Source organism: Mycolicibacter senuensis (assembly GCF_003284925.1).
Lineage (GTDB): Bacteria > Actinomycetota > Actinomycetes > Mycobacteriales > Mycobacteriaceae > Mycobacterium > Mycobacterium algericum_A.
This window is the reverse complement of the sequence record NZ_QMEX01000004.1, coordinates 78533-101609: the sequence shown is the minus strand read 5'-3', so window position 1 is coordinate 101609 and position 23077 is coordinate 78533. Positions and strand designations below refer to the sequence as shown.

The following is a 23077-nucleotide window of genomic DNA, read 5'->3' as shown; positions in this document are numbered from 1 at the left end:
ATGGGTTTCGACCCGCCGGTGGTCTCGGCGCGGCTGCCGCAGACCGCCGGCGCCGAACGGCTCGAACCGGGAATGGTGCTGGCCGTCACCGGGTATGTGTTCGAGCCCGGTGTCGGCGCGGTGTTCGGGCGCGAGGCGGTTCTGATCACCGAAGATGGCCACAAAGTTTTGACCACCAGTCCGTTCAGCTGAAGGAGCACAACACCAATGTCAGACACGCGCACGGACTCGGGCCGGCCGTCCGCCGAGGAGATCATCCGCTACCACAAGGACCCGGCCACCAAGATCGCCACCATCACTTTCGACCGGCCGGAATACCTCAATGCGCCAACATCGTCCGCGCGGCTGCGGTATGCGGACCTGCTGCGCGGCGCCAGCGTCGACAACGACGTCAAGGTGGTGGTGATCCGTGGTGTCGGAGACAACTTGGGCAGCGGCGCCGACCTGCCGGAGTTCATGGAAGGTGTCGATGAGCCCGAGAAGCGGTTGGCGGAACTGCGCTTGGAGGGCACCGACGTCAACTATCCGCCGAAGGGGACTTTCCGTAACGGCGCGACGATCAGCGCCTGGTACGCGAACGTGCAGGCCGGCAACCGGCCGCTGCAGGAGCTCAAGAAGATCAGCATCGTCGAGGCCAAGGGCTACTGCTACGGCTGGCACTTCTACCAGGCCGCCGACGCCGATCTGGTGATCTCCTCCGACGACGCCCTGTTCGGCCACCCGTCGTTCCGCTACTACGGGTGGGGGCCGCGGATGTGGACGTGGGTGCAGATGATGGGGCTGCGCAAGTTCTCCGAGATGGTTTTCACCGGAAGGCCTTTCACCGCCGCCGACATGGAGAAGTGCAACTTCCTCAACAAGGTGGTCTCGCGCGATCAGCTCGAGGCCGAGGTCGACAAGTATGCGCTGGCGTGCGCTCGCAACCGCCCCGTCGACACAGTGTTCATGCAGAAGATGTTCTTCGAGGTCTACAAGCAGCACCAGGGCGAGTACATGGGCAGCCTGCTGTCGGCGTTCTTCGAGTCGATGGGCTCCGGGGTGGCCCCCGACGCGGGAGACCTGATGCTCGATGAGGCCATCGAGTCCGGCCTGTCCGGAGCGGTCAAGGACAACGACTCGAGGTTCCCGCCCGACTTCAGGTTGAGCAAATCCAGTCGCAGCAAGGACAGTTGAGGTCGTGACACCGCTCGACGGCTTCACGGTCATCGATCTCTCCACCGGGATCGCCGGGGCCTACTGCACCAAGATGCTGGCCGACGGCGGCGCGGAAGTCATCAAAGTCGAGCCGCCGCAGGGCGATCCACTGCGGTACTGGTCGGCCTCGGGTGCCGATACCGCCGGCGAAGGGGCATTGTTCAGCTTTCTGTCCGGCGGCAAACGCAGCGTCGTCACCGATCCCGAATCCGGCACCGCGCTCGTGGACCGGTTGCTCTCCGGCGCCGACGCCGTCATCTGGTCGCGCGGATCGGCGCTGGCCGAGCACCCGGCGTTTGCGCCCCACCAGATCACCCGCGACCATCCGCATCTGATCGTCACCGCGATCACGCCGTTCGGCCTGGATGGTCCGTGGAGCGATCGGCCGGCCACCGAATTCACCCTGCAGGCGTGGTCGGGTGGCATCTTCGGGATCGGGCGCGGATCGCAGGACCGGCCACCGGCATTCGTCGGCGGACAGATCGGCGAGTACCTCGCCGGCGCCTACGCCAGTGCGCTGACCCTGGCATCGTGGTTCGCCCGCCGCGACCGTGGTGACCTGTTGGACCTGTCGATGCTCGAGACACAGATCATGGGCCTGACCTACTACCCGGTGACCTACTTCGAGATGCTCGACAAGCCCTGGCGCGACACTCGCAGGCTCACCGTGCCCGGTATCGCCTCCGCCAAGGACGGCCTGGTCGATGTCGGGTGCGGCACCGCCCAGCAATGGTTCGACCTGTGCGCGATGACCGGGCATCCCGAGTGGATCGACGAGGACTCGCCGCTGTCGATCACCGAGCAGGCCAACGAGAAGGCCGAGGAGATCTACGCCTGGTTCAAAGAGCAGACCGTCGAGGAGATCCGGGATCTGGCCACCGCGTTCCGGATCCCCAACGCCCCGGTCGGCAACGGCGCCAACGTCACCGAACTGGATCACTTCCAGGCGCGACAGGTCTTCGTCACCAACCCGCGCGGCGGATTCATCCAGCCCGATCGCCCCTATCGGATGCCGCAACTGGGCTGGGGACCCCCACAGCCGGCGCCGCGTCTCGGCGAGCATACCGAGCATTACCGTTCGACGCCGCCACCAGCACGTGTTGCCGGTGGGGGTGAGCAGCACGACGCCGGGCCGTTCAGCGGCCTTCGGGTGCTCGACCTGACGACGTTCTGGGCCGGCCCGAGCTGCACCCATCTGCTGGCCATGCTCGGCGCCGACGTCATCCATATCGAATCGACCGGCAAACCCGACGGCACCCGGCTCATCGCCGGAATCCCGGCCAGTGAACCGCAATGGTGGGAGCGTTCACCGATCTTCTCGGCGCTGAACACCAACAAGCGGGGGCTCACGACGGACCTGCGTCGGGAGGCCGGCCGCGAGATTCTGCGGAAGCTGGTCGCGACCGCGGATGTGATCGTGGAGAATTTCACCCCGCGGGTGCTCGAGCAGATCGGTTTGGATTTCGACACGGTCCGCCGGTTGCGGTCCGACGCGATCTTGTTGCGGATGCCCGGCTTCGGGCTCGACGGGCCGTGGCGTGACAATCCGGCGTTCGCCTACGCGATCGAGGCCGCCGCCGGCGTGAGCTGGCTGACCGGCTTCCCCGACCGCAACCCGTACGAGCCGTATTCGGTGGGCGATCCGAACGCGGGCGTGCACGCGCTCAACGCGCTGCTGTTGGCGCTGGAGCATCGTCGTCGTACCGGCGAAGGGATCCTGGTGGAAGCGGCGATGGTCGATGCGGCCCTCAACGTCGCCGCCGAGCAGGTGATCGAGTACTCCGCCTACGGCGCACTGTTACAGCGCGACGGCAATCGGGGTCCGACCGCAGCACCGCAAAACCTGTACCGCACTTCCGATATCGACGAGTTCGGCCGGCTTGACAGCTGGGTCGCAGTGGCGATCAGCACCGACGAACAGTGGATCGCGCTCTGCGAGGCACTGGGTCGACCGGCCTGGGCGGCCGACCCGAGCCTGGCGACCGCAGCGGGACGGCGCGAACACCACGATCTCATCGACTCCCGGCTCGGCGCCTGGTGCGCCGAACGCAGTGGCGATGAGATCGTCGAGTTGCTCTGGCCGGCCGGGATTCCGGTGGCTAAAGCTGTGCAACCGCACCGACAGGCCGAATCGCCACAGTTGGCGCATCGCGGCTTCTTCGAAGATGTCGCCCACCCGGTGAACCCGACGGTGCGGCACAGCACGCTGCCGGTGCGTTCGACGCACGGGCCCAGCCGGTGCCACCGTCGCCCGGCGCCGTTGCTCGGTGAACACAACCACGAACTGCTGCGCGAGCTGGGTTTCACCGAGGCCGAGGTCGCCGCCCTGCAAGCCGATGGCGTGATCGGCAACGCGCTCGGTTAGCCGGCAACCCGCCGTCGCAGTGACGCGCACTCACGGCGCACCCTTCTCGCACCATTTCGCCATGGGCTCAGCGTCAATGATCAACGGCTACGGCTTGTCCAGCGCGTCCAGCGCCGCCCGGGTGTCCAGGTCGGTGAATGCCGCGGCGTAGCGCTGCGCGAGCGCCAGGCTGATGTCGGGCCGCTGCCAGTTGTCGCCACCGGACAGCGTGGCGATCCAGATCGCCAGGCCGTGCGCCGCGGAAGCCCGGTAGTGCAACCAGATCTGTTCGGCTGAGGGCAGTTCGGCAGACGGAAGGCCCAGGGCGCCACGGTAGTCCTCGACCAAGTCACGCTCGGCGGCCTGCCGGTCGGCGATGGTCAGCGCACCCTGCAGGAAGTAGCCCAGGTCCAGCGAGAAGTTGCCGTGCCGGACCATCTGCCAGTCCAGGAAGCCGACGTCGCCGTCGGGCAGCACGTAGGTGTTGCCGATGTGCGGGTCGCCGTGCAGCAGAGTCTGCGGCCCCCGGGCCAGGCTACGGATGTAGCGGGCCCAGATGTCGCCGAAGAGTTCTGGCCCGCTCATCGCGGTGATCTCGGCGGGAACCGAGTCGCCCAGTCGCTGGTAGGCGACGTCCAGCGGTGCGAGCTCCAGACCGGCGAACGGCACGAACGGCTCCACCCACTCCAGCGCGGGATTGCCGGTGATGCGTTCACCCCAGAACGCCCCGTGCAGGCGGGCCAGGCCGCGGACTCCCCGGGCCGCTTCGTCGAGGCTCAGCGGCCGGGTCGCGTCGCGCGGGTCGGCGCCGCGTGCCACCACATCCTCCATCAGCAGCAGGAAGTCGCGGCGCTGCTCGTCGATCACCGCCCGGTAAACCGTCGGATGGTCAAGTGGCAGTTCGACTTGCGCGAGGAACAGTCGCGGCTCGTGGTACAGGCCGCTGGTCAGCTCGACCAGATCGGCGTGCTCGGGGTCGACTGCCTTGACGAATACGGTGGCCGGACCGCTTCCGGCCGCGTAGCGCAGCGCCAGCCGAGCCCGCCGGTTGGTGCCGTCGTCGCGCAACACGACCGAGACGTCCTGCACCACCGCTTCCGGGTGATGACCGCTGATGGCAGCGGTCATCCACTCCGGCGAAATCGCTTCCCAGCTGTCGGGAATCGTCTGCGGCACTACTTGAGGCAGCTTCCGGCGTCGACGGGCAGGGCGACTCCGGTGATGTAGCGGGCCTCGTCGGATGTCAGGAACAGCACGGCGTTGCTGATGTCCACTGCGTCCACCCACGGAATCGGCAGGGTGTGGAAGAGCTGGCAGATCGGCGCCATGTCGTCGGGGCCCGGGTTCTCCAGGTCCGGCCGGAACATCTTCCAGGTGCCCTCGTTCATGATCATTCCCGTGCTGACATGGGTGGGGTGCACGGTGTTGACGCGAATGTTGTGCTGCCCCAACTCGACGGCGAAGGAGCGCATGATGCCCACCACGCCGTGCTTGGCGGCCACGTAGTTGCCGCAGTGCGGGTAGGCCTTCAGTCCGCCCACCGAGCTGGTCAGCACGATCGAACCGCCGTTGCCCCCGGCAATCAGGTGCGGCACACCGGCTTTGACGGTCTTCCACACACCCGACAGGTTGATGTCGATCATCTCCTGCCAGTCGTGTTCGCTGCACTGGTCGAGGGTGTCGCCACCGTTGCCGATGCCGGCGTTGGCGACGATGATGTCCAGGCGGCCGAGCTCCTCGACACCGGCATCGACCGCGGCCTTGAGAGCGTCATAGTCGCGCACGTCGACTTCGGCGGTGTAGATCCGGCGGTTCAGCGCCTTGACCATGTCGGCGGTCTCGGCCAGCTCCTCCGGGGTGGCCGGCGGAATGGGCGAGTTCTCCACGATCGGCTTACAGACGTCGATCGCGATGATGTCGGCGCCCTCCTGGGCCAACCGCACCGCGTGGCTGCGGCCCTGGCCGTGCGCCGCGCCGGTGATGAACGCGACCTTGCCCTCAACACGTCCGGTCATGGGAAACCTCAATTCTGTTGTTGCGGAAAACTTCGGGTGACTAGGGGTTCAGGGAACGAGCGCCGGCATGGAGACCCAGCCCCGCACCGTCGACGTGGGGGAGATCTGCGTCGCCGACAGGTCGACCTCCCACTCCGGGAAACGCTTGAGGATCTCCTCGAGCGCGATCCGCGCCTCGAGCCGGGCCAGGGCATTGCCCACACAGAAGTGGGTGCCGTGACCGAAGCCCAGGTGCGGGCGCCGTTCCCGGTGGATGTCGAACACGTCGCCATCCGGCGGGAACCGGCGGTGATCGCGGTTGGCGGCACCGATCAGCAGGAGCATCGCCGAGCCTTCGGGCACCGTCTGGCCGTAGTACTCCACGTCGCGCGTGACGTACCGGGCCGCGTGCGGTGCCGGCGGCTCAAACCGGACCAGTTCCTCGACCGCCCGCGGGATCAGTGCCGGGTTGGCCGCCAGCTGCGCGCGCTGGTCCGGGTGGTCGGCCAGCACTTTGCCGGCCCAGCCGATCAACCGGGTGGTGGTCTCACTGCCGGCGGTGGCAAGCACGGTGAGGAACAGGTGCAGTTCCTCGCGGGACATTCGGCGTCGGGTGCCGTGTTCGTCCTCGAACTCCGCGTTCATCAACTCGGTGATCAGGTCATCGGAGGGGTTCGCGGTCCGGTAGGCGATGATGTCGGCGAACACGTCACCGGTGGCGATCGGACCGTCCGGGTTGTCGGTCATCTTCTGACCGGGCTCGGTGCGGATGGTGGCGTCACCGTGCTCGGTGACGTGGCGCTGCTGATCCTCGGGAATACCCAGCAGCATGCCGATCACCCGCATCGGCATCTCCGCGCCGAGATCGGTGACGAAGTCGAATCGGCCGGTGCCCACCAGTGGGTCCAGGCAGCGCGCGCAGAACTCCCGGATCTGCGATTCGAGGGCGTTCATCCGCCGCGGGCTGAACATCCCCGCCATCAGGTTGCGGTGGATGTCGTGGATCGGCGGGTCCTCGAAGATCAGGATGCCCGGCGGAATCTCCATGCCGGACTTGATGATCTCCAGGACGGCACCCTTGGCGGAGCTGAAGGTCTGGTAGTCGGCGAACGCGGCGTGCACGTCGTCGAATCGGCTCAGCGCGTAGAAGTCGTGTTCTTCGTTGTAGTACAGCGGCGCCTCCTCGCGCAGCCGGCGAAACATCGGGTACGGGTCGTTGTTGAGTTCGACGTCGTACGGGTCATAGCGCGCTTCGTCGGTGGTGGTCACCGTCATGGTTGCCCCTTTGAGTGGGTGGGAGAACAGCGGTCAGAGGCCGGCGGGGACGGGAGCCGTCACCGGGGTGAATTCCAGGTGGAGTTCGGTCAGGCCGCGCAGGATGAAGGTCGGTTCGAAACTGAATCGGCGGTCACCGGCCGGTCCGTGCTGCGACTCGTCGAGCCGGATGTCGGTCATGCGGTCCAGGATGCGTTCCAGCGAGATCCGGCTCTCGGCGCGGGCCAGCGGCGACCCCGGACAGGTGTGACTGCCGCGGGCGAACGCCAGGTGCTCGCGCACGTTGGGCCGGTCGATCCGGAACTCGTGCGGGTTCTCGAACTTGCGGGGGTCGCGGTTGATCGCACCGGGGAACATCACCACGACCGTGCCGGCCTTGAGCTCGACGCCGCCCAACGTCGTGGTCTTGCGCACCAGCCGCGGGTCGGTCTTGACCGGGCTCTCCATCCGCAGGGTCTCTTCGAGGAAGTTCGGGATCCTGTTGCGGTCCTCGCGCAGTTGCGCGACGAGGCCGGGGTCCTCGGCCAGGAACCGCAGCGCCGCGCTGAGCAGCTTGGTGGTGGTCTCCTGTCCGGCGGCGAACAGGAACGTGGAACTCTTGACCACGTCGGAGATCTCGGGGATCGACCCGTCCTCGTAGGTGGCAGTGGCCAGGTCGGTCAGCACGTCGCCGCGTGGATTCTCCCGCCGGTCATTCAGGTAGCCGCTGAACTTGTCGTCCAGCCACGCCAGCGGGTCGTGGGCCAACTCCTCGTGATCGAGCGAGCCGATCCGGGCGCCCGGCTGCGGGGCGCCCAGTACCTCCTGGAACGCCGGCCGGTCCTCCTCGGGCACACCGAGCAGGTCGGCGATCACCAGCAGTGCGAACGGCCGGGCGTACTCGGAGAGGAATTCGCATTTGCCGCTCTCGGCGAAGTAGTCGAGCTGACGGTCGGCCAGCTGCCACATGAAGTCCTGGTTCTCCTTGAGCCGCTTGGGCGTCAGCAGCCGATTCAGCAGCGACCGGGCCTTGGTGTGCATCGGCGGGTCCATGGTGACCATGTGATCGGCCATCGGCATCTGATGGCGATGCGCCTCGATCTGCTCGCTGATGTCGTCGCCCTCGGGCTCGAACGGCAGCGGCGGGAAGGGCCCACCCACGGCGACCAGGTTGGAGTAGGTGTCGGAGTCGCGGTAGACCTCGTTCGCTTCTTCGTGACCGGTCACGGCGACGACGCCGTAGACGTTCAGCGGGGTCACCGGGTTCTGCGCCCGCAGGTAGTCGAAGTACGGGTGAGGGTCCGGTATCAGGGACTGATCGGTGAAGAAGTCGATGGTGTCGAAGTCGGTCAACGTGGACCCCTCTGCTGAATGGGCTGACATGTGCTGTGCATCTGCTTAGCATGGGCGGGAGCGGGAAGCAAGGGTTGCGGCGGCATTACGCTGGACGCCGGACGTGTAAAGGATGGAATGTGATGATGCGAAGCGGACGGCATGCCCGAACCTAAGGGGCAGCGCAGAATTGGGGCTCCGGACGCGAAGAACCGGTTGCGGTTGCTTGATGCCGCCGAGGAGCTCTTGTTGACCGCCGGCCACACCGCCGTCAGCTCGCGCCGCGTCGCCGAGCGGGCCGGCCTCAAGCACCAACTCGTGCACTACTACTTCCGGACCATGGATGACCTTTTCCTGGCGATGTTCCGCCGCCGCGGCGATCAGGGTGTGGCCGAGCAGGCCGCGGCGCTCGCGTCGCCGCAGCCGTTGTGGGCGCTGTGGCGGTTCAACACCGACCCGGCGTGGACCGCGCTGACCATGCAGTTCATGGCGCTGGCCAACGAGCGTGCGGCGTTGCGGTCGGAGATCGCCAGCTATGCCGAGCGGCTGCGCGCCGAACAGATTGAGGCGGTGGCCGGCCTGCTGGCCCGTTATGGCATCGACGGCGACGAGTTTCCGGCGACGGTGTTGACGGTGTTGATGACCAGCGCATCGCGGATGCTGATCATCGAACACGAGGCGCTGGGCATGACCCTCGGCCATGCCGAGACCATCGAGTTCGTGGAGCGGTGGTTGCATCGCTTCGAGGGCGAGCCGCAATCGGTCGTCGGCGGCGATGGACAGGTGGCGCCGGCCGGGGCCGCTGCGCGCTAGCGGTTGTTGCGCTGCTGCTGCAGCGCGTCCGCGGCCGCCCAATGCTCGTCGGAGACCCAGAGCCGGGCAAAAGCGGCCACCGCCTCGTCCGCCGACGCGCCGGCCAGCACCCGTTTGATCTCACCCGCCGACCGGTTGGCCAGCGACCGCGCCAGCCCACGCCATTCGGCCTCGAACGACTCCCGTGGCACCACCCGGTTCACCAGCCCGATCCGTTCGGCCGCGGTGGCGTCGAGCATGGTTCCGGTGCCGGCCAGCAGCAGCGCCTGACTGTGTCCGACCAGGGCCGCCAGCCGCTCGGCGCCGCCCCAAGCCGGCATGATCGCCAGCGACACCTGATTGAACGCGATCTTGACGTCGGCGGCGGCGATCCGGATGTCGGCGGCCACGGCGACCTCGGCGCCGCCGCCGAGCGCGTGGCCGTTCAGTGCGGCGATCACCGGCGCGGGGAAAGCGGCGATGCGGTCGCACAGCAACCGCATCCGCCAGGCCATGGCCTGCGCGTCCGCTTCGGTGCGGATGGCGGCGAGCTGCTTGAGGTCGCCACCGGAGACGAAGGCCCGGTCACCGCCGCCGGTGATGACCAGCGCCCGTGCCGCGGCTACCGCGTCGAGGGCACGGTCGAGCTGATCCATCGTCTCCGGGGCGATCGCGTTGCGCGCCTGGGGACGATCGATCGTGATGACCGCCAATCCTTCATCCAGCTCGACATCAACCATGACTCTCCAATGAGGATATTGGCATTCTCGGATCAGGAGAATAGCATCGCGGGGGACATGCGAAAGATTCCCGACGATCTGGTGCGGCACTACGAAGCCAACGGGTGGTGGACCCGGGAGACCCTCGGGGACTTGCTCGGTGACGGCCTGTCCCGCGGGGCCGACAACCACTTCGAGGTGCACTCGGCGGTACGCCCGTGGGTCGGCACCTTCGGTGAGGTGGAGCTGACCGCCCGCCGGCTGGCGGCCGGGCTGCGGGCCCGCGGCGTCGGGCCCGGCGATGTCGTGGCGTTCCAGCTGCCCAACTGGATGGAGGCCGCCGCGACCTTCTGGGCGGCGGCGTTCCTGGGAGCGGTCGTGGTGCCGGTCGTGCACTTCTACGGGCCTAAGGAGCTGGGCTACATCCTGGCCGCCAGCAAGCCCCGGGTATTCATCACCGCCGAGAAGTTCGGGCGGATGAGCTATCGGCCGGAGTTGGCGGCGGACATCCCGATCGTCGGGATTGTGGGCGGGAGACCGGCGAGCGTGGCGGGCCAGGACTTCGACGAGTTGCTTGCCGCCGAACCGATGGCCGGGATTCTGGCCACCGATCCCGGCGCACCGGCGCTCATCGCGTTCACGTCCGGCACCACCCGAGACCCCAAGGGCGTCATACACAGTCACCAGACGCTGTGCTTCGAGACGCGCCAGCTGCTCGATAATTACCCCAAGGATCGCGGTCGGCAACTGACCGCAACCCCGGTCGGGCACTTCATCGGGATGCTCGGCGCCTTCTTGATCCCGGTGCTGGAGAGCGCTCCGATCGACCTCGCCGACACCTGGGATCCTGCCCAGGTGCTCGAGCTGATGACCAGTCAGGGGGTGTCGATCGGCGGCGGACCGCCGTATTTCGTCACCAGCCTGCTCGATCATCCCGGCTTTGCTACCGAGCATCTCAAGCACATCCCCAATGTCGGGCTCGGCGGGGCGACGGTGCCCGCGGCGGTCACCCGCCGGCTTGCCGATCTCGGCATCTACGTCTACCGCTCCTACGGCAGCACCGAGCATCCGTCGATCACCGGCTCGACCGCCAGCGCTCCGGAGGACAAGCGGCTGTTCACCGACGGCGACGCGCGACCCGGCGTGGAGATCCGGCTGGCCCCTGACGGGGAGATATTGAGCCGGGGTCCCGACCTGTGCCTGGGCTACACCGACGATGCCCTGACCGAGGCGGCCTTCGACGCCGAGGGCTGGTATCACACCGGCGACATCGGCGTGCTCGACGCCGACGGGTATCTGACCATCACCGACCGCAAGGCCGATGTGATCATCCGCGGTGGCGAGAACATCAGCGCCGTGGAGGTCGAAGAGGTGCTGTTGGCGATGCCGTCCATTGCCGAGGCAGTGGTGGTCGCAGCGCCCGACGCCCGACTCGGGGAGCGGGCGGCCGCGGTGGTGCGGCTCAAACCCGGATTCGCGACGCCGACGATGCCGGAACTGCGGGCCCACTTCGAGCGGATGGGCGTGGCGCGGCAGAAGTGGCCCGAGGAACTGCACGTGGCCGAGGACTTCCCGCGCACCGCCAGCGGCAAGGTGCAGAAGTACCGGGTGCGGCAGGGCCTTGCCAGCGAGGTTGCACCGACACCGTTGTGAGAATATGATTCTCATGAGCCGAAAAGGAGCATTTCATGGGTCAACTGTCACATCGCGTCGAGATCCCGTTTCCGTTGTTCGACGCCGACAACCACCTCTATGAGCCGCCTGAGGCGCTGACCAAGTACTTGCCCAAGGAGTACAAGGACATCGTCCAGTACGTGGAGATCAACGGGCGTACCAAGATCGCCATCCGCGGCCAGATCAGCGAGTACATCCCCAACCCGACGTTCTCCGTGGTCGCCAAGCCCGGCGCCTGGGAGGAGTACTTCAAGTTCGGCAACCCCGACGGCAAGAGCAAGCGGGAACTGTTCGGGGAGCCGATGAAGTCGATTCCGGCCTTCTTCGAGCCGGCTCCGCGACTGGAGCTGATGGACGAACTGGGCATCGACCGGTCCCTGATGTTCCCGACGCTGGCGAGCCTGATCGAGGAGCGGTTGCGCGACGACCCGGTGGCGATCCACGTCATCATCCACTCGCTCAACCAGTGGCTGGACGAGGTCTGGGGATTCAACTACAAAAACCGCATCTTCACCACGCCGGTGATCACCTTGCCCATCGTGGAGAAGGCGATCGAGGAGCTCGACTGGTGCGTCAAGCGCGGGGCGCGCGCCATCCTGGTCCGGCCGGCGCCGGTGCCCGGCTTCCGCGGGCCGCGCTCGTTCGCGCTGCCCGAGTTCGACCCGTTCTGGGAGAAGTGCGTCGAGTACGACGTGTTCGTCGGAATGCACTCGTCGGACAGCGGATATTCGCGCTACACCTCCGAATGGGACGGCGCCAGCCAGGAGATGCTGCCGTTCCAGACCAACGCCATGTCGATCCTCAACGAGTGGCGCCCGATTCAGGACGCGGTGGCCTCGTGGGTGATCCACGGCGCGCTGTTCCGCCACCCGAAGCTCAAGGTGGGCATCGTGGAGGCCGGCTCGAAGTGGATGTTCCCGCTGTTGGACTCCATGGCCGAGGTGTACAAGAAGGCACCGGAGGCATTCCTGGGCAACCCGATGGAGGAGATCAAGAACCGCATCTACGTCAGCCCGTTCTACGAAGAGGGCATCGACGATCTGATCAACCTGATCGGGGTGGAGCAGGTGCTCTACGGTTCCGACTGGCCGCATCCGGAGGGCCTCGCCGAGCCGACCCACTACGTCACGGCGTTGTCGCACCTTTCCGTCGAGGACCAGGCCAAGATCATGGGCGGTAACCTCGGTCGGCTCGTCACCGTTTAGCGGTGCCGCGCTGGCAGACCATTCCCGAGATGGTCTTGAGCGTCGGCGATCGCTTCGGGGATGCCGAAGCGATCGCCGACGGTCCGGTGAGGCTGAGTTTTTTGCAGTTGGCCGACCGGGTCCGCTGCGCGGCGGGGGCGTTGGCCGCGGCGGGGGTCGCCAAGGGGGACAGGGTGGCCATCTGGGCGCCCAACTCCGCGGAATGGATCATCGCCGCATTCGGGCTGCTGACCGCCGGCGGGGTGCTCGTGCCGGTCAGTACCCGGTTCAAGGCGGCCGAGGCCGACGACATCATCCGTCGCAGCGGCGCCAAGCTGGTCCTGGTCGAAAAGGGTTTCCTGGGGCTGGATTTCACCGCACCGCCCGGCATCCCGGTGATCGACCTGAAATCTGACTTCCTGTCCTCAGGTGCGCCGCTGCAGCGCGCGGTCGACGGTGGCGACATCGCCGACATCATCTTCACCTCGGGCACCACCGGCCGGCCCAAAGGCGTGATGATGAGCCATCAGCAGAATCTGCGGCTCTATGCCGAGTGGTGCGACCTGGCCGATCTGCGCGAGGGTGACCGGTATCTGATGGTCAACCCGTTCTTCCATACCTTCGGTTACAAGGCGGGCTGCATCGCCGCCTGCATCCGAGGGGCAACCATGGTCCCGGTTCGGGTTTTCGACGTCGACGTGGTGGCCGAACTCATTGAGACCGAACGCATCACGATGCTGCCGGGTCCGCCGACGCTGTATCAGTCGCTATTGGACGCTCCGTCCGGGCGTGACCTGTCATCGCTGCGCGCCGCGGTCACCGGCGCCGCCGACATCCCGGTGGACCTGATCCGCCGGATCCGCAGTGAATTGCCGTTCCAGTCGATCATGACCGGTTATGGACTGACCGAGGCCGGTACGGTGACCGCCTCACGCCCCGGTGACTCATTCGAGGACATCGCCACCACGGCCGGCCAGGCCTGTGCGGACATCGAGATCCGCATAGCCGGCGACGCCGAAGCCGGCGAGGTCCTGGTGCGCGGCTACAACGTGATGGCCGGCTACCTGGATGACCCGGAAGCGACCGCCGAGGCGATCGACCCGCAGGGCTGGCTGCACACCGGAGACATCGGGACGATCGACGACGCCGGTCGACTGCGGATCGTGGGACGCAAGAAGGACATGTTCATCGTCGGCGGCTTCAACGCCTACCCGGCCGAGATCGAGGGCTTCCTGCTGGAGCATCCGGCCGTCGCACAGGCCGCGGTGATCGGTGTCCCCGACGAGCGGCTCGGCCAGGTGGGCAAGGCCTTTGTGGTGAAACGGGATCCCCGGCTCTCGGAATCGGAGCTGATCGCGTGGAGCCGTGACCGGATGGCCGGTTTCAAGGTTCCGCGTTCGGTTCGCTTCCTAGACCGGTTGCCGCTGAACGCCACCGGCAAGGTGGACAAGGGACAACTGGAGACTCAGGCCGGGGCGTGAGACGTCATGTACGTCTGCCTGTGCGCGGGGGTGACCAGTCAGCAGGTGATCGATGCCGTCGCCGCCGGTGCGTCGAATACCAAACAGGTCGGTGAACTCACCGGAGCGGGCACGGTATGCGGGCGCTGTAAGAACAACATCCGCGCCCTGATAGCGGCAGCCCAACCGGAACGCAGTCACTGACGTAAGTCACCTTCTGGCGGGGCAGTACCGAGGCGGTACTGTCGTGACCGGCGAATGGTCACAACGCAGTAGGCAGAGGATCCGGGCATGGCCGTGGCGGACAAGTCAGACAAGATGACGGCGCGTGAAGCCAAGCGCCTGCAGACACGGGAGCGGCTGCTGGGTGCCGCGACGGCCGAGTTCAAGCGGACCGGGATGGCGCAGGCCGACGTCGGCGCCATCGTCGCCGCGGCCGGTGTCGCACACGGCACGTTCTTCTTCCACTTCCCCACCAAGGAACATGTGCTGCTCGAGCTCGAGAAGCGTGAAGAGGACCGGATGGCAAAGCAGTTCGGCCGGTATCTGGCCAAGGGCCATGACCTGGAATCCGCTTTGACCGAGGCGGTGCGACTGGTGTTGGGGCTGGAACGCCGCCTCGGTGAGCTGCTGTTCAAGGACTTCCTGGCGCTGCACTTCTCCCAGACCCGCCCGGCCGCCGAGGACGGTAGTGATCACTCACTGGTCCTGCTGCTGGGCAAGCGCATCGAGCAGGCCCAGGCCGACGGGGAGGTGGACCCGGAGGTCCGGCCGATCAACAGTGCGGTGTTCTTCTTGCTCGGTCTCTACGCGCTGGCGATCACCACCAACGATCCGCTGCGTCACGAGTTGCTCGACGATTTGGTGAAGCGCACCCTGCACAGCGTTGCCGTGATCGGCTGACCAACCCTTGCCGCTCGCGACACTGAATGACTAAAGTCAGTCAGTATGCCCGGTGCACTGTCGGTTGAAGAGCATATGGAAGCGTCGCGCCGAGCCCAGCGCCAGGCGGACAAATGGCTGATCAGCGGAAGCATCCTGATCGGGACTGCGGCACTGGGCATTTTCGGCCTGCCGCTGTTCCTCCGGGGGGTGTGGCTACTCCGGCAGGCGCAGCGGAACGGCATGTCGGTGCGGCCGATGCTGGTGACCCTGCTGGGATACCTGGTCATCGTCGACTCGGCGATCAACACCGTGGGGTGGGCCCTCGACCTGATCGGTAGTCACTCCTTGCTGGCGCGTGTGCTGCTCAGCGGCTGGGGCTACATGTTCGACGCCGGATACTTCTGGCATTTCAACGAACTCTGGGTTGGCGGCGCTGCCGGCCCAGGCGAAAAGGCCATGGAAGCGGGCATGATTCTCACCGTGTTCACCATGCGGATCGCGGCGGGGATCGGGTTCCTGCAGATGAAGCGCTGGGGCCACCAGTGGATGGTCGTCACCTGCTGGATGGGCGTGGTGATCTGGGTGTTGTACGTCTTCAACATGACGATGTTCGCCGACGTGCGGTTCGCCGGGGTGATCTTCCCGGTCGTGGGCTGGTGGCTCTACGACATCTTCTACATCACCCCCTTCCTCGCGATCCCCTATCTGCACACGGTGAACCGCGAGATCTTCACCGATTGAACACGCCCCGCGCCGCGGCGCTCCGAGCCCGGACCAACCTTCTGCAGGCATCCGTTCTATTGACTGAAGTCAGTCAATGGGTTAGAAACAGTGCACCATGAAGCCACCGGTGCGCCACCTCCGGCACGACACCCGCCGACGCCCGACGCGGGCGGCCGCGGTCTTCGAGAGGCTTCGCGGCGGCGAACGAAACATCGGGCGCTACAAGTTTTCCTGCGCCGCAGCGCCCGGCCTGAACCCGTCAACAAGGAGGTCCGATTATGGACTACGTCTGGGAGATTCTGCGTTACGTCGCGGCATGGGGCGGTACCGGTCTGGTCATCTGGTTCTGGTACTGGATGTTCTCCAACATCGGCACGTTCTGAACCCGGCGCACGGCTGCCCGGGAGCGACGGTTCATGACTGACCTCGACCAGACCGCCGCCATGGCGTTGGAACGCAGCTGCGCGGTCACCGCGGTCGCGCTCAGCGAGGAGAACCGCGCCGGTGCGCGGCTGGTCACCGGCGACCACCGCGGCTTCGGCCTCAGCGCATCGCGCAGTCACGTGCACGTGCCCTACCCGGTGTTGCGGACCGACTGGACCCGGCGATCGTTGACCTGCGGGATCGCCCTGCAATGCGCATCGTCGAAGGACCGGCTGGGCCAGTACCGGATCAACGAACTGTCGGCACGCGAACTGCGGGCGCTGACCGTCGTGGAAGCCGGCGTCGCCCTGGGCTGGATCGCGGCGCGGTGGCCGGGGCTGATGCCCGAGTTCGACCGTCTGCTACCCGAACTCGCACCGGCTGACCCGCGGCTCGAGGCGCGGGACATGATCGGTCGGGCCATCGAGACGGCCCGTGGATCGGATCAGGCGGAGCTCGACCCGCTGCTGGGCCGGCTGCCGGCGATCTACACCGCGCCCACCGGGCTGACCGACAGACTGCGGCGGCAATTCGGCAGGATGCCCTGGACCACGACGCAAAAGCGGATGCCGCGGCCGTACTCGGTGCCCGTCGGCGGTGACGGTGGAGTCCGCAATCCGAACCTGCCGCCCCCGAGCCGGCCGCAGGACAACGACACCGATGTCACCCCTGAGCACCGTCCGGGAATCCCGTACCCGGAGTGGAACTCCTGGACCGAGCGCCTGATGCCCGACCACGTGGCCGTTGTGGAGTTGGCGCGTGACCGACGAGTCGGTGCTGCCACCACGGCCTCGGCTGACCTGCGCAAGTGGTTTCAGGAGGACACCCATCGTGCGATGGTCAACCGGCTCGAGGACGGGTCGGATCTCGATATCGACCAGTACGTCCGCCATTACGTCGACCTGCGCACCGGGGAAGCCGACGAGCCTCGACTGTTCCGTGACCTGTTGCCGTGTGACCGCGATGTCAGCACCGCGCTGCTGCTCGACGGCAGCTCATCACTGGGGGTACACGGGGGACGGGTGTTCCGGCTCGAGTTGGCCTGCGCGGACGCACTGTCTCGCGCCATGACCCACGCGCGTGAGCGGCACGGGATCTTCGTGTTCACCGGCAACACCCGGCATCGGGTAGAAGTCCGTTGCCTGAAGGACTTTCCGGAAGCCCGCTTCGTCCCGCCGAGCGGCATGGGGTTGTCCGCCGGTGGTTACACCCGCCTCGGCGCCCCGATCCGGCATCTGACCAGCCGACTGCTCGACCAGCCCTCGGAGCGCCGCCTACTCATCATCATCGGCGACGGGATGATCTCCGACGAAGGCTACGAGGGCAGGTACGCCTGGTCGGACGCCGCACACGCGGTGGCGGAGGCCAACGAGGCCGGTGTGTCGGTCTACTACGTGGGCGTCGGCCCGACACGCGTCGACCCGCTGCCCGAGGTCTTCGGACCCAAACGCTCACAACGGATCAGCCGGGTCGAAGAACTGCCGCGTGTGCTGTCACGCGTGCACCGCGAACTGATCAGTACGTAGGGGAGGAGCCACATGAGCAGCGACCTATATTATTCGAACGGAAACGAGGTCCGACTCTTCGAGCAGGCCTTCACTCGGAAGATCCCGGTGATGCTGACCGGCCCGACCGGCTGCGGTAAGACCCGGTTCGTCGAACATATGGGATCGCTGCTGGGACGACCCGTCATCACCATCAGCTGTCACGACGACCTGACCAGCGCAGATCTCGTCGGACGCTTCATGGTGACCGGCGGTGACGTCACCTGGACCGACGGACCACTGACCAGGGCGGTCAAAACCGGTGCCATCTGCTACCTCGACGAGGTGGTGGAGGCGCGTCATGACTCACTGGCGATTCTGCACTCGCTCACCGATCATCGGCGCACGCTGTATCTGGACCGGGCCGACGAAGTGGTCCCGGCGCCAGACGATTTCATGCTCGTGTGCTCCTACAACCCGGCGTACCGGAGTTCGTTGAAAGAACTCAAACCGTCATTTCGGCAGCGCTTCGCCACCTTGCCGATGACCTACCTTCCCCCCGAGCGGGAGGCGCAGGCCGTCGTCGCGGAGACGGGCATCGAACTCGCCGCCGCGCAGCGACTCGTGCAGTGCGCCATCGCCATCCGCACCGCCGACGAGGCGTTCCACTTCGAGCCGCCGTCGACCCGGGTGCTGGTCACCGCGGCACAGCTCATCGCGGCCGGTGCCGGCGAACTGGAAGCCGCCGAAGCGTGCATCCTTGCGCCGCTGAGCACCGATGGCGCCATCAGTGAAGGGCTGCGCGAGATCGCGGCCGCAGTTCTGCTCGACGCCGACAAACTCTAGAAAGGACACCCGAAATGGCCGACCAGCGAGAGCAGAAGCGCAAGAGGGCCTTGATCGTCTTCCAGATCGTCATCTACGGCTACCTGCTCACGATGTTCCTGATCCAGCTGTACATGTCGTTCGAACGGGGCTGGTGGTACCTGTGACCGTCACCGGGCCACCGGTCGGTCTGGAAGACCACCAGGAGCAGTCCCGCCTCGCCCAGTGGCAGGCCGACAAATGGATGATCGTCGGGGCTGCGCTGATGGGTATGTGGGCACCCGGGTTGATCGGCTTTCCGATCTTCATGCGCGGGGTGTGGCTGCAGCGTGAGGCCCAGCGGGCCGGCCTGTCGGTGCGGCCCATGATCGTCACGCTGATCGGTTATCTGGTGCTGATCGACGGCATGCTCAACAGCCTGGGCTGGTCGCTGGACCTGGTTGCCAACCACACCCTGATCAACCGGGTGCTGATGATCGGCTGGGGTCACATGTTCGACGCCGGCTATTTCTGGCACTACAACGAACTCTGGGTCGGCGGTGCCGCCGGGCCCGGGGAGAAATCCATGGTCTTCGGCATGATCCTCACGGTGTTCGCGATGCGCTGCGCCGCCGCGATCGGCTTTCTGCAGATGAAGCGCTGGGGCCACCAATGGATGATCGTCACCTGCTGGATGGGTGTGTTGATCTGGGTGTTGTACGTGTTCAACATGACGATGTTCGCCGACGTGCGGTTCGCCGGGGTGATCTTTCCGGTCATCGGCTGGTGGCTCTACGACATCTTCTACATCACCCCCTTCCTCGCCATCCCGTACCTGCACACGGTGAACCGCGAAGTCTTCACCGACTAAAAGGAGCGCAACTATGGAAACCACTGCCGCCGAAGACCTCCCGCCGGGCACCACGCCGTACTACGCGCGCATGCACACCTGGATCAAGCGCGCCACGTTGGTGTGCCTGGTCGCACTGGTCATCGAAGGCGCTTTCACCCTGCCGTTCATGGCGATCTACTACGGTTACCCGACGCTGAGTCTCACCCAGATCTGCAGCGAGCTGCTCAAGGTGCGCTACTCCGACGACACCCTCGAGTGCAAGTACCCCTACCCGCCGCTCGGCCCTCCGGAGGGCGCCGAGGGCAAGGACACCGCCAAGGACATCTGGGGGATTCAGCCCGTTCCGCAATATGACCGGCTCGGCTTCCGGGAGCTGGTCGAGCGGTACCAGGCCCGGCTGGCCAGACAGCAAGCTGCACAACCGCAGGGTGGTTGAGCGGTCATGACCGACGTGCACGTGGCACCGGCGGTGCCGCACTTCGCTTACGCCGACCTGCCGATGGCCCGCGATCGTGGTGAAGGGTGGGCGGCGCTGCGCGATCTCGGGCCCGTGGTGTACGGCGAGGGCGCCTACTACCTCACCCGTCGCGATGATGTGCTTGCCGCGCTGCGTGACTGGGAGGTCTTCTCCTCGAGGATCCCCTACGGCGACATGATCAGCCCGGTTCCGCTGGTGCCGTTGGGGTTCGACCCGCCTGACCACACCCAGTACCGGCAGCTGCTACATCGCTACTTCAGCCCCCAGACCCTGATGGCTCTGCTGCCATCGTTGCAGTCGCAGGCCGCCGAGCTCATCGCCGGGATCGCCGAGCACGACCGGTGTGAGGTGATGGCCGAATTGGCCACCCCCTACCCATCGCAGGTGTTCCTCACGCTGTTCGGTCTGCCCCTGGAGGATCGGGACCGCCTGGTCGCCTGGAAGAACGCGATTATCGCGTTGAGTCTGACCGACGACCCCGCCAGCGTGGATCTGACCCCGACAGTGGAGCTGTTCGGCTACCTCACCGAAGCGGTTGCCCGCCAACGCAAGGAACCACGGCCCGGCATTCTCTCGGAAGTGTTGCACGGCGCAGACCCGCTCGACGACGACGAGGCCACCGGACTGTCCCTGGTGTTCGTGCTGGCCGGGCTGGACACCGTCACCGCCATGATCGGCATGACGATGCTGGAACTGGCCCGCCGGCCCGGGTTGCGTGCGGAATTGCGCGCCGACCCCGACGGTGTCGCGGTCTTCGTCGAGGAGATGATCCGCCTCGAACCTGCGGCACCCGTCGTCGGGCGAGCGACCACCCGCCCGGTCACCGTCGCCGGCATTGAGATTCCCGCGGGCGCCCAGGTCCGCCTCTGCCTCGGTGCGATCAATCGAGACGGCAGCGACGAGTTTTCCGGGGGGAAGCTCGTCCTCGACGGAAAGGTGCACAAACACTGGGGATTCGGCGGCGGACCACACCGCTGTCTGGGCTCACACCTCGCTCGGATGGAGCTCAAACTCGTGGTCTCGGAATGGTTGGCCCGCATTCCCGATTTCGGGCTCGCGCCGGGTTTCGTGCCCGAGATCACCTGGCCGTCGGCGACGTGCGCGCTGCCCGCGCTGCCGCTCAGGCTCGGGTTGCAATCATGACCGTCGCGCCTCGAACAGCGCGGCGACATCGGCGGGCCGCACCTTGAGCGCGGCATTGCGCGGCAGTTGTTCGACGACGACGATCGCCACCGGCACATGATGGCTGGGCAATGCGTTGCGGACCAGCGTCATCAGCTCCTCGCTCGAGGCGGTGGCGCCACCGTGCCGCAGTTCGACTGCGGCCGCGGGAACCTGGCCCAGTCTGGCATCGGGGATGCCGATCACGCACGCGTCGCGCACTGCCGGGTGTGACACCAACACCGCGCGCACCGTTTCCGGCAGGACCTTGAAACCGCCGCGGTTGATCGCGCCATCCGCGCGTCCGTGAATCGTGACGAAACCGTCGGCATCCACCGACGCGAGATCGGTGGTGCGGATCCACTCCGGTCCGATCACCTGTACGCGGGCTTCCAAAAGCCCCTGCTCGCCGGTCGGCAGCGCGGTGCCGGTAGCCGCGTCGACGACGCGTACCTGCACCCCCGGCAGGGGTTTGCCTGAACTGTCCGGCTTTGTCCGGCCATAGCGCCGATACAGCTCCGGTGTCCAGGCGCAGACCGAGCCGGCGAATTCCGTGGCGCCGTACGCCCAGAGCAGCGGTATGCCGTAGCGGCTCTCGAATTCCTCGCGCAACCGCGGGGCCAGCGGGCCGGACCCGCCGGGCAGGTACTCCAGCGAGGCCAGATCTGCTTTGGCGACGTCGGCATCGAGCAGCATCCGCAGTATCGCGGGCTGAACGCCGGTCCGCCTGATCCGGTAGGTCTTGACCGCTCGCACCCACTCGTCGACGGTGAACTTCTCCAGCAGCACCACCCGCCTGCCGGCGTAGGGCCCGGCCAGCAGCTGGCAGATGCCGATGCTGCCGAACGGCCAATACGCCAGTTCGGGAGGATCGTCGGGTGGCGCGGCCTTCCCACGCGGGTGCTGCCCCACGGTCATGGTCAGCACCGTGTGCTGCAGTGCCGACGTCGATACCGGCACCCGTTTGGGCGCCCCGGTAGTGCCGCTGGTCAAGATGTGCAGTCCGGGTGCGAGCCTACCGTCGGGCGCCGCTACGCCGACTTGCCTTCGCACGGAGATGGTTTCGACAGCGAGCGGCTCGGGAATCAACGCGATCCCGGCCGATCCGACGTGCGTGACCGCGTCGCGCACCGGTCCGGTCCAGTCCTGCTGGTCGGCCAGGATTGCCGGTAGCCGCAGTGCGCCGATATCGCGGGCAATGGACTGCGGCGATTGGTAGGAGTAGATCATCGCGACCGGACGCCCGGCGGCGATGAACCCCAGAATGACCGCGGCGTGCGGGACCCGATTGCGCACCACCACGCCGACCAGATCAGTTGGCGCGACCCCCGCCCGGGCCAGCTGGTCGTCGACAGCTGCGATGTAGCCGGTGATGTCGTTGCCGGAAAACCATTTTTGCTCGAATTCGAGGCACGGTGCCGCGCCGTAGCCGTGCAGGCCCGCTGACAGCGTTGCGCAGAACCGGTCCATTCCCCGCCTCAGTACTGGGTGGACCCCAGATCGACCGGGATTCGTGATGCGGTGACCATGCGTGATTCATCGCTGGCCAGCCAGCAAACAGCGTCTGCGATATCTTCCGGCTCGGCAATGTAGTCGGGCAGGAACGGCGTCACCATGTTCATCAGGCCGGGGTTGGTCTCGTTGGCCCGGTGCAACGCCGCCATCATCTCGCCGGTGCCCATCGGCGTGTTGACCGCACCGGGGTGCAGGCTGTTCACCCGAATCGAATGCTTACCCAGTTCGGCGGCGAGCCCGCGGGCCATCCCGGTGACCGCGTGCTTGCTGGCCGTGTAGTGGATCATGAACGGCTGCATCTTGATTCCGGCTGCCGAGCTGATCAGGATGATCGACCCGCCCCGGCCGCCGTCGATAATGTGCTGCGCGCCGGCCATCACCGTATTCCAGGTGCCGGTTACGTTGACGTCCATCACATCGCGAAATGACTCCGGGGTGATGGCATCCCAGACCTGGGGCGCGGTGATACCGGCGTTGGCGACGATGATGTCCAGCCGCCCCAATGCGGCCACGCCGGCGTCGGCGGCTTCACGTAATCCGTCGTAGTCGCGGGTGTCCACAACCGAGGACACGATGCGCCGACCGGTGGCTTCCACCAGCTGCACCGTCTCAGCGAGCTCCTCCGGGCTCGCCGAGTCGTACGGCACGCAGTCCGGGAGTTTGCCGGCGACATCGATCGCGATGATGTCGGCGCCCTCGGTAGCCATCCGCACCGCATGCGCGCGGCCCTGCCCGCGGGCCGCGCCGGTGATGAAAGCCACCTTGTCGGTTAGTCGTCCCGTCATTGCTGTTCCCTCCGTCGGT

Annotated in this window: 22 protein-coding genes and 1 pseudogene; 16 read left to right on the top strand and 7 right to left on the bottom strand. The window is 66.5% G+C overall.

Annotated elements, in window-relative coordinates:
• The 3 genes and pseudogenes from DQP56_RS03230 to DQP56_RS03220 form a co-directional block, all read left to right on the top strand.
• Positions 1–192, top strand: a pseudogene (locus tag DQP56_RS03230) (M24 family metallopeptidase); the annotation flags it as partial.
• 15 nt (positions 193–207) lie between these two features.
• Positions 208–1173 carry an enoyl-CoA hydratase/isomerase family protein gene (locus tag DQP56_RS03225; protein ID WP_013830359.1) on the top strand — a complete coding sequence of 322 codons (966 nt, stop codon included), beginning with the start codon at positions 208–210 and terminating at the stop codon, positions 1171–1173.
• A gap of 4 nt (positions 1174–1177) precedes the next feature.
• Positions 1178–3559 (top strand): CaiB/BaiF CoA transferase family protein, encoded by a 2382-nt coding sequence (locus DQP56_RS03220; RefSeq protein WP_112683556.1) that lies wholly within the window; start codon positions 1178–1180, stop codon positions 3557–3559.
• Between the two features lie 87 nt (positions 3560–3646).
• Here DQP56_RS03220 and DQP56_RS03215 read toward each other — a convergent pair whose 3' ends face one another.
• The 4 genes from DQP56_RS03215 to DQP56_RS03200 are packed head-to-tail and all read right to left on the bottom strand — an operon-like array spanning position 3647 to position 8169.
• Entirely contained in the window at positions 3647–4666 is a 1020-nt protein-coding gene (locus DQP56_RS03215) for a phosphotransferase (RefSeq protein ID WP_112683559.1), read from the bottom strand.
• 47 nt (positions 4667–4713) lie between these two features.
• On the bottom strand, positions 4714–5553 hold the full coding sequence (locus DQP56_RS03210) for a mycofactocin-coupled SDR family oxidoreductase (protein ID WP_112683555.1): 840 nt from the start codon (positions 5551–5553) through the stop codon (positions 4714–4716).
• Positions 5554–5601: 48 nt separating this feature from the next.
• Positions 5602–6807 carry a cytochrome P450 gene (locus DQP56_RS03205; protein WP_112683554.1) on the bottom strand — a complete coding sequence of 402 codons (1206 nt, stop codon included), beginning with the start codon at positions 6805–6807 and terminating at the stop codon, positions 5602–5604.
• Between the two features lie 33 nt (positions 6808–6840).
• Positions 6841–8169: a cytochrome P450 gene (locus DQP56_RS03200; protein ID WP_435673812.1), complete on the bottom strand. Its 1329-nt coding sequence runs from the start codon at positions 8167–8169 to the stop codon at positions 6841–6843.
• 111 nt (positions 8170–8280) lie between these two features.
• On the opposite strand from DQP56_RS03200, the gene DQP56_RS03195 reads away from it, so the two are divergent.
• Complete coding sequence (locus DQP56_RS03195; protein ID WP_112683552.1) at positions 8281–8931, top strand: TetR family transcriptional regulator; 651 nt, start codon at positions 8281–8283, stop codon at positions 8929–8931.
• Here the strand turns inward: DQP56_RS03195 and DQP56_RS03190 are convergent.
• Entirely contained in the window at positions 8928–9650 is a 723-nt protein-coding gene (locus tag DQP56_RS03190; RefSeq protein WP_112683551.1) for an enoyl-CoA hydratase/isomerase family protein, read from the bottom strand. The genes DQP56_RS03195 and DQP56_RS03190 overlap by 4 nt on opposite strands.
• A gap of 57 nt (positions 9651–9707) precedes the next feature.
• Between DQP56_RS03190 and DQP56_RS03185 the strand changes: the two genes are divergently transcribed.
• The 12 genes from DQP56_RS03185 to DQP56_RS03135 all read left to right on the top strand — a co-directional run bounded on the left by DQP56_RS03185 (position 9708) and on the right by DQP56_RS03135 (position 20740).
• Positions 9708–11282, top strand: coding sequence for an AMP-binding protein (locus tag DQP56_RS03185; RefSeq protein ID WP_112683550.1), 1575 nt, complete (start codon positions 9708–9710; stop codon positions 11280–11282).
• A gap of 35 nt (positions 11283–11317) precedes the next feature.
• Positions 11318–12508 (top strand): amidohydrolase family protein, encoded by a 1191-nt coding sequence (locus tag DQP56_RS03180; RefSeq protein ID WP_112683549.1) that lies wholly within the window; start codon positions 11318–11320, stop codon positions 12506–12508.
• Between the two features lie 2 nt (positions 12509–12510).
• The gene (locus DQP56_RS03175) at positions 12511–13968 is read left to right on the top strand and encodes a FadD3 family acyl-CoA ligase (protein WP_112683548.1); all 1458 of its coding nucleotides are present in this window, start codon (positions 12511–12513) and stop codon (positions 13966–13968) included.
• 6 nt (positions 13969–13974) lie between these two features.
• Entirely contained in the window at positions 13975–14151 is a 177-nt protein-coding gene (locus DQP56_RS03170) for a (2Fe-2S)-binding protein (protein WP_112683547.1), read from the top strand.
• An 87-nt stretch (positions 14152–14238) separates the two neighbouring features.
• Entirely contained in the window at positions 14239–14850 is a 612-nt protein-coding gene (locus DQP56_RS03165; RefSeq protein ID WP_112683546.1) for a TetR/AcrR family transcriptional regulator, read from the top strand.
• Positions 14851–14895: 45 nt separating this feature from the next.
• Positions 14896–15573, top strand: a complete 678-nt coding sequence (locus DQP56_RS03160; RefSeq protein WP_112683545.1) for a hypothetical protein — start codon at positions 14896–14898, stop codon at positions 15571–15573.
• A gap of 398 nt (positions 15574–15971) precedes the next feature.
• Positions 15972–17504 (top strand): nitric oxide reductase activation protein NorD, encoded by a 1533-nt coding sequence (locus DQP56_RS03155; RefSeq protein ID WP_112683544.1) that lies wholly within the window; start codon positions 15972–15974, stop codon positions 17502–17504.
• Between the two features lie 12 nt (positions 17505–17516).
• Positions 17517–18308 (top strand): CbbQ/NirQ/NorQ/GpvN family protein, encoded by a 792-nt coding sequence (locus tag DQP56_RS03150; protein ID WP_112683543.1) that lies wholly within the window; start codon positions 17517–17519, stop codon positions 18306–18308.
• A 14-nt stretch (positions 18309–18322) separates the two neighbouring features.
• Entirely contained in the window at positions 18323–18454 is a 132-nt protein-coding gene (locus DQP56_RS25540; RefSeq protein ID WP_019736260.1) for a hypothetical protein, read from the top strand.
• Positions 18451–19137, top strand: coding sequence for a hypothetical protein (locus tag DQP56_RS03145; RefSeq protein ID WP_112683542.1), 687 nt, complete (start codon positions 18451–18453; stop codon positions 19135–19137). The genes DQP56_RS25540 and DQP56_RS03145 overlap by 4 nt, the downstream gene beginning before the upstream one ends.
• Positions 19138–19150: 13 nt before the next feature.
• Positions 19151–19555, top strand: coding sequence for a hypothetical protein (locus tag DQP56_RS03140; RefSeq protein ID WP_112683541.1), 405 nt, complete (start codon positions 19151–19153; stop codon positions 19553–19555).
• A gap of 6 nt (positions 19556–19561) precedes the next feature.
• Entirely contained in the window at positions 19562–20740 is a 1179-nt protein-coding gene (locus tag DQP56_RS03135) for a cytochrome P450 (RefSeq protein ID WP_112683540.1), read from the top strand.
• Here DQP56_RS03135 and DQP56_RS03130 read toward each other — a convergent pair.
• Together DQP56_RS03130 and DQP56_RS03125 are read right to left on the bottom strand one after the other, a co-directional pair.
• Complete coding sequence (locus DQP56_RS03130; RefSeq protein ID WP_112683539.1) at positions 20735–22228, bottom strand: ANL family adenylate-forming protein; 1494 nt, start codon at positions 22226–22228, stop codon at positions 20735–20737. The genes DQP56_RS03135 and DQP56_RS03130 overlap by 6 nt on opposite strands.
• An 8-nt stretch (positions 22229–22236) precedes the next feature.
• Positions 22237–23058 (bottom strand): mycofactocin-coupled SDR family oxidoreductase, encoded by an 822-nt coding sequence (locus tag DQP56_RS03125; protein WP_112683538.1) that lies wholly within the window; start codon positions 23056–23058, stop codon positions 22237–22239.
• Positions 23059–23077 lie beyond the last annotated feature (19 nt).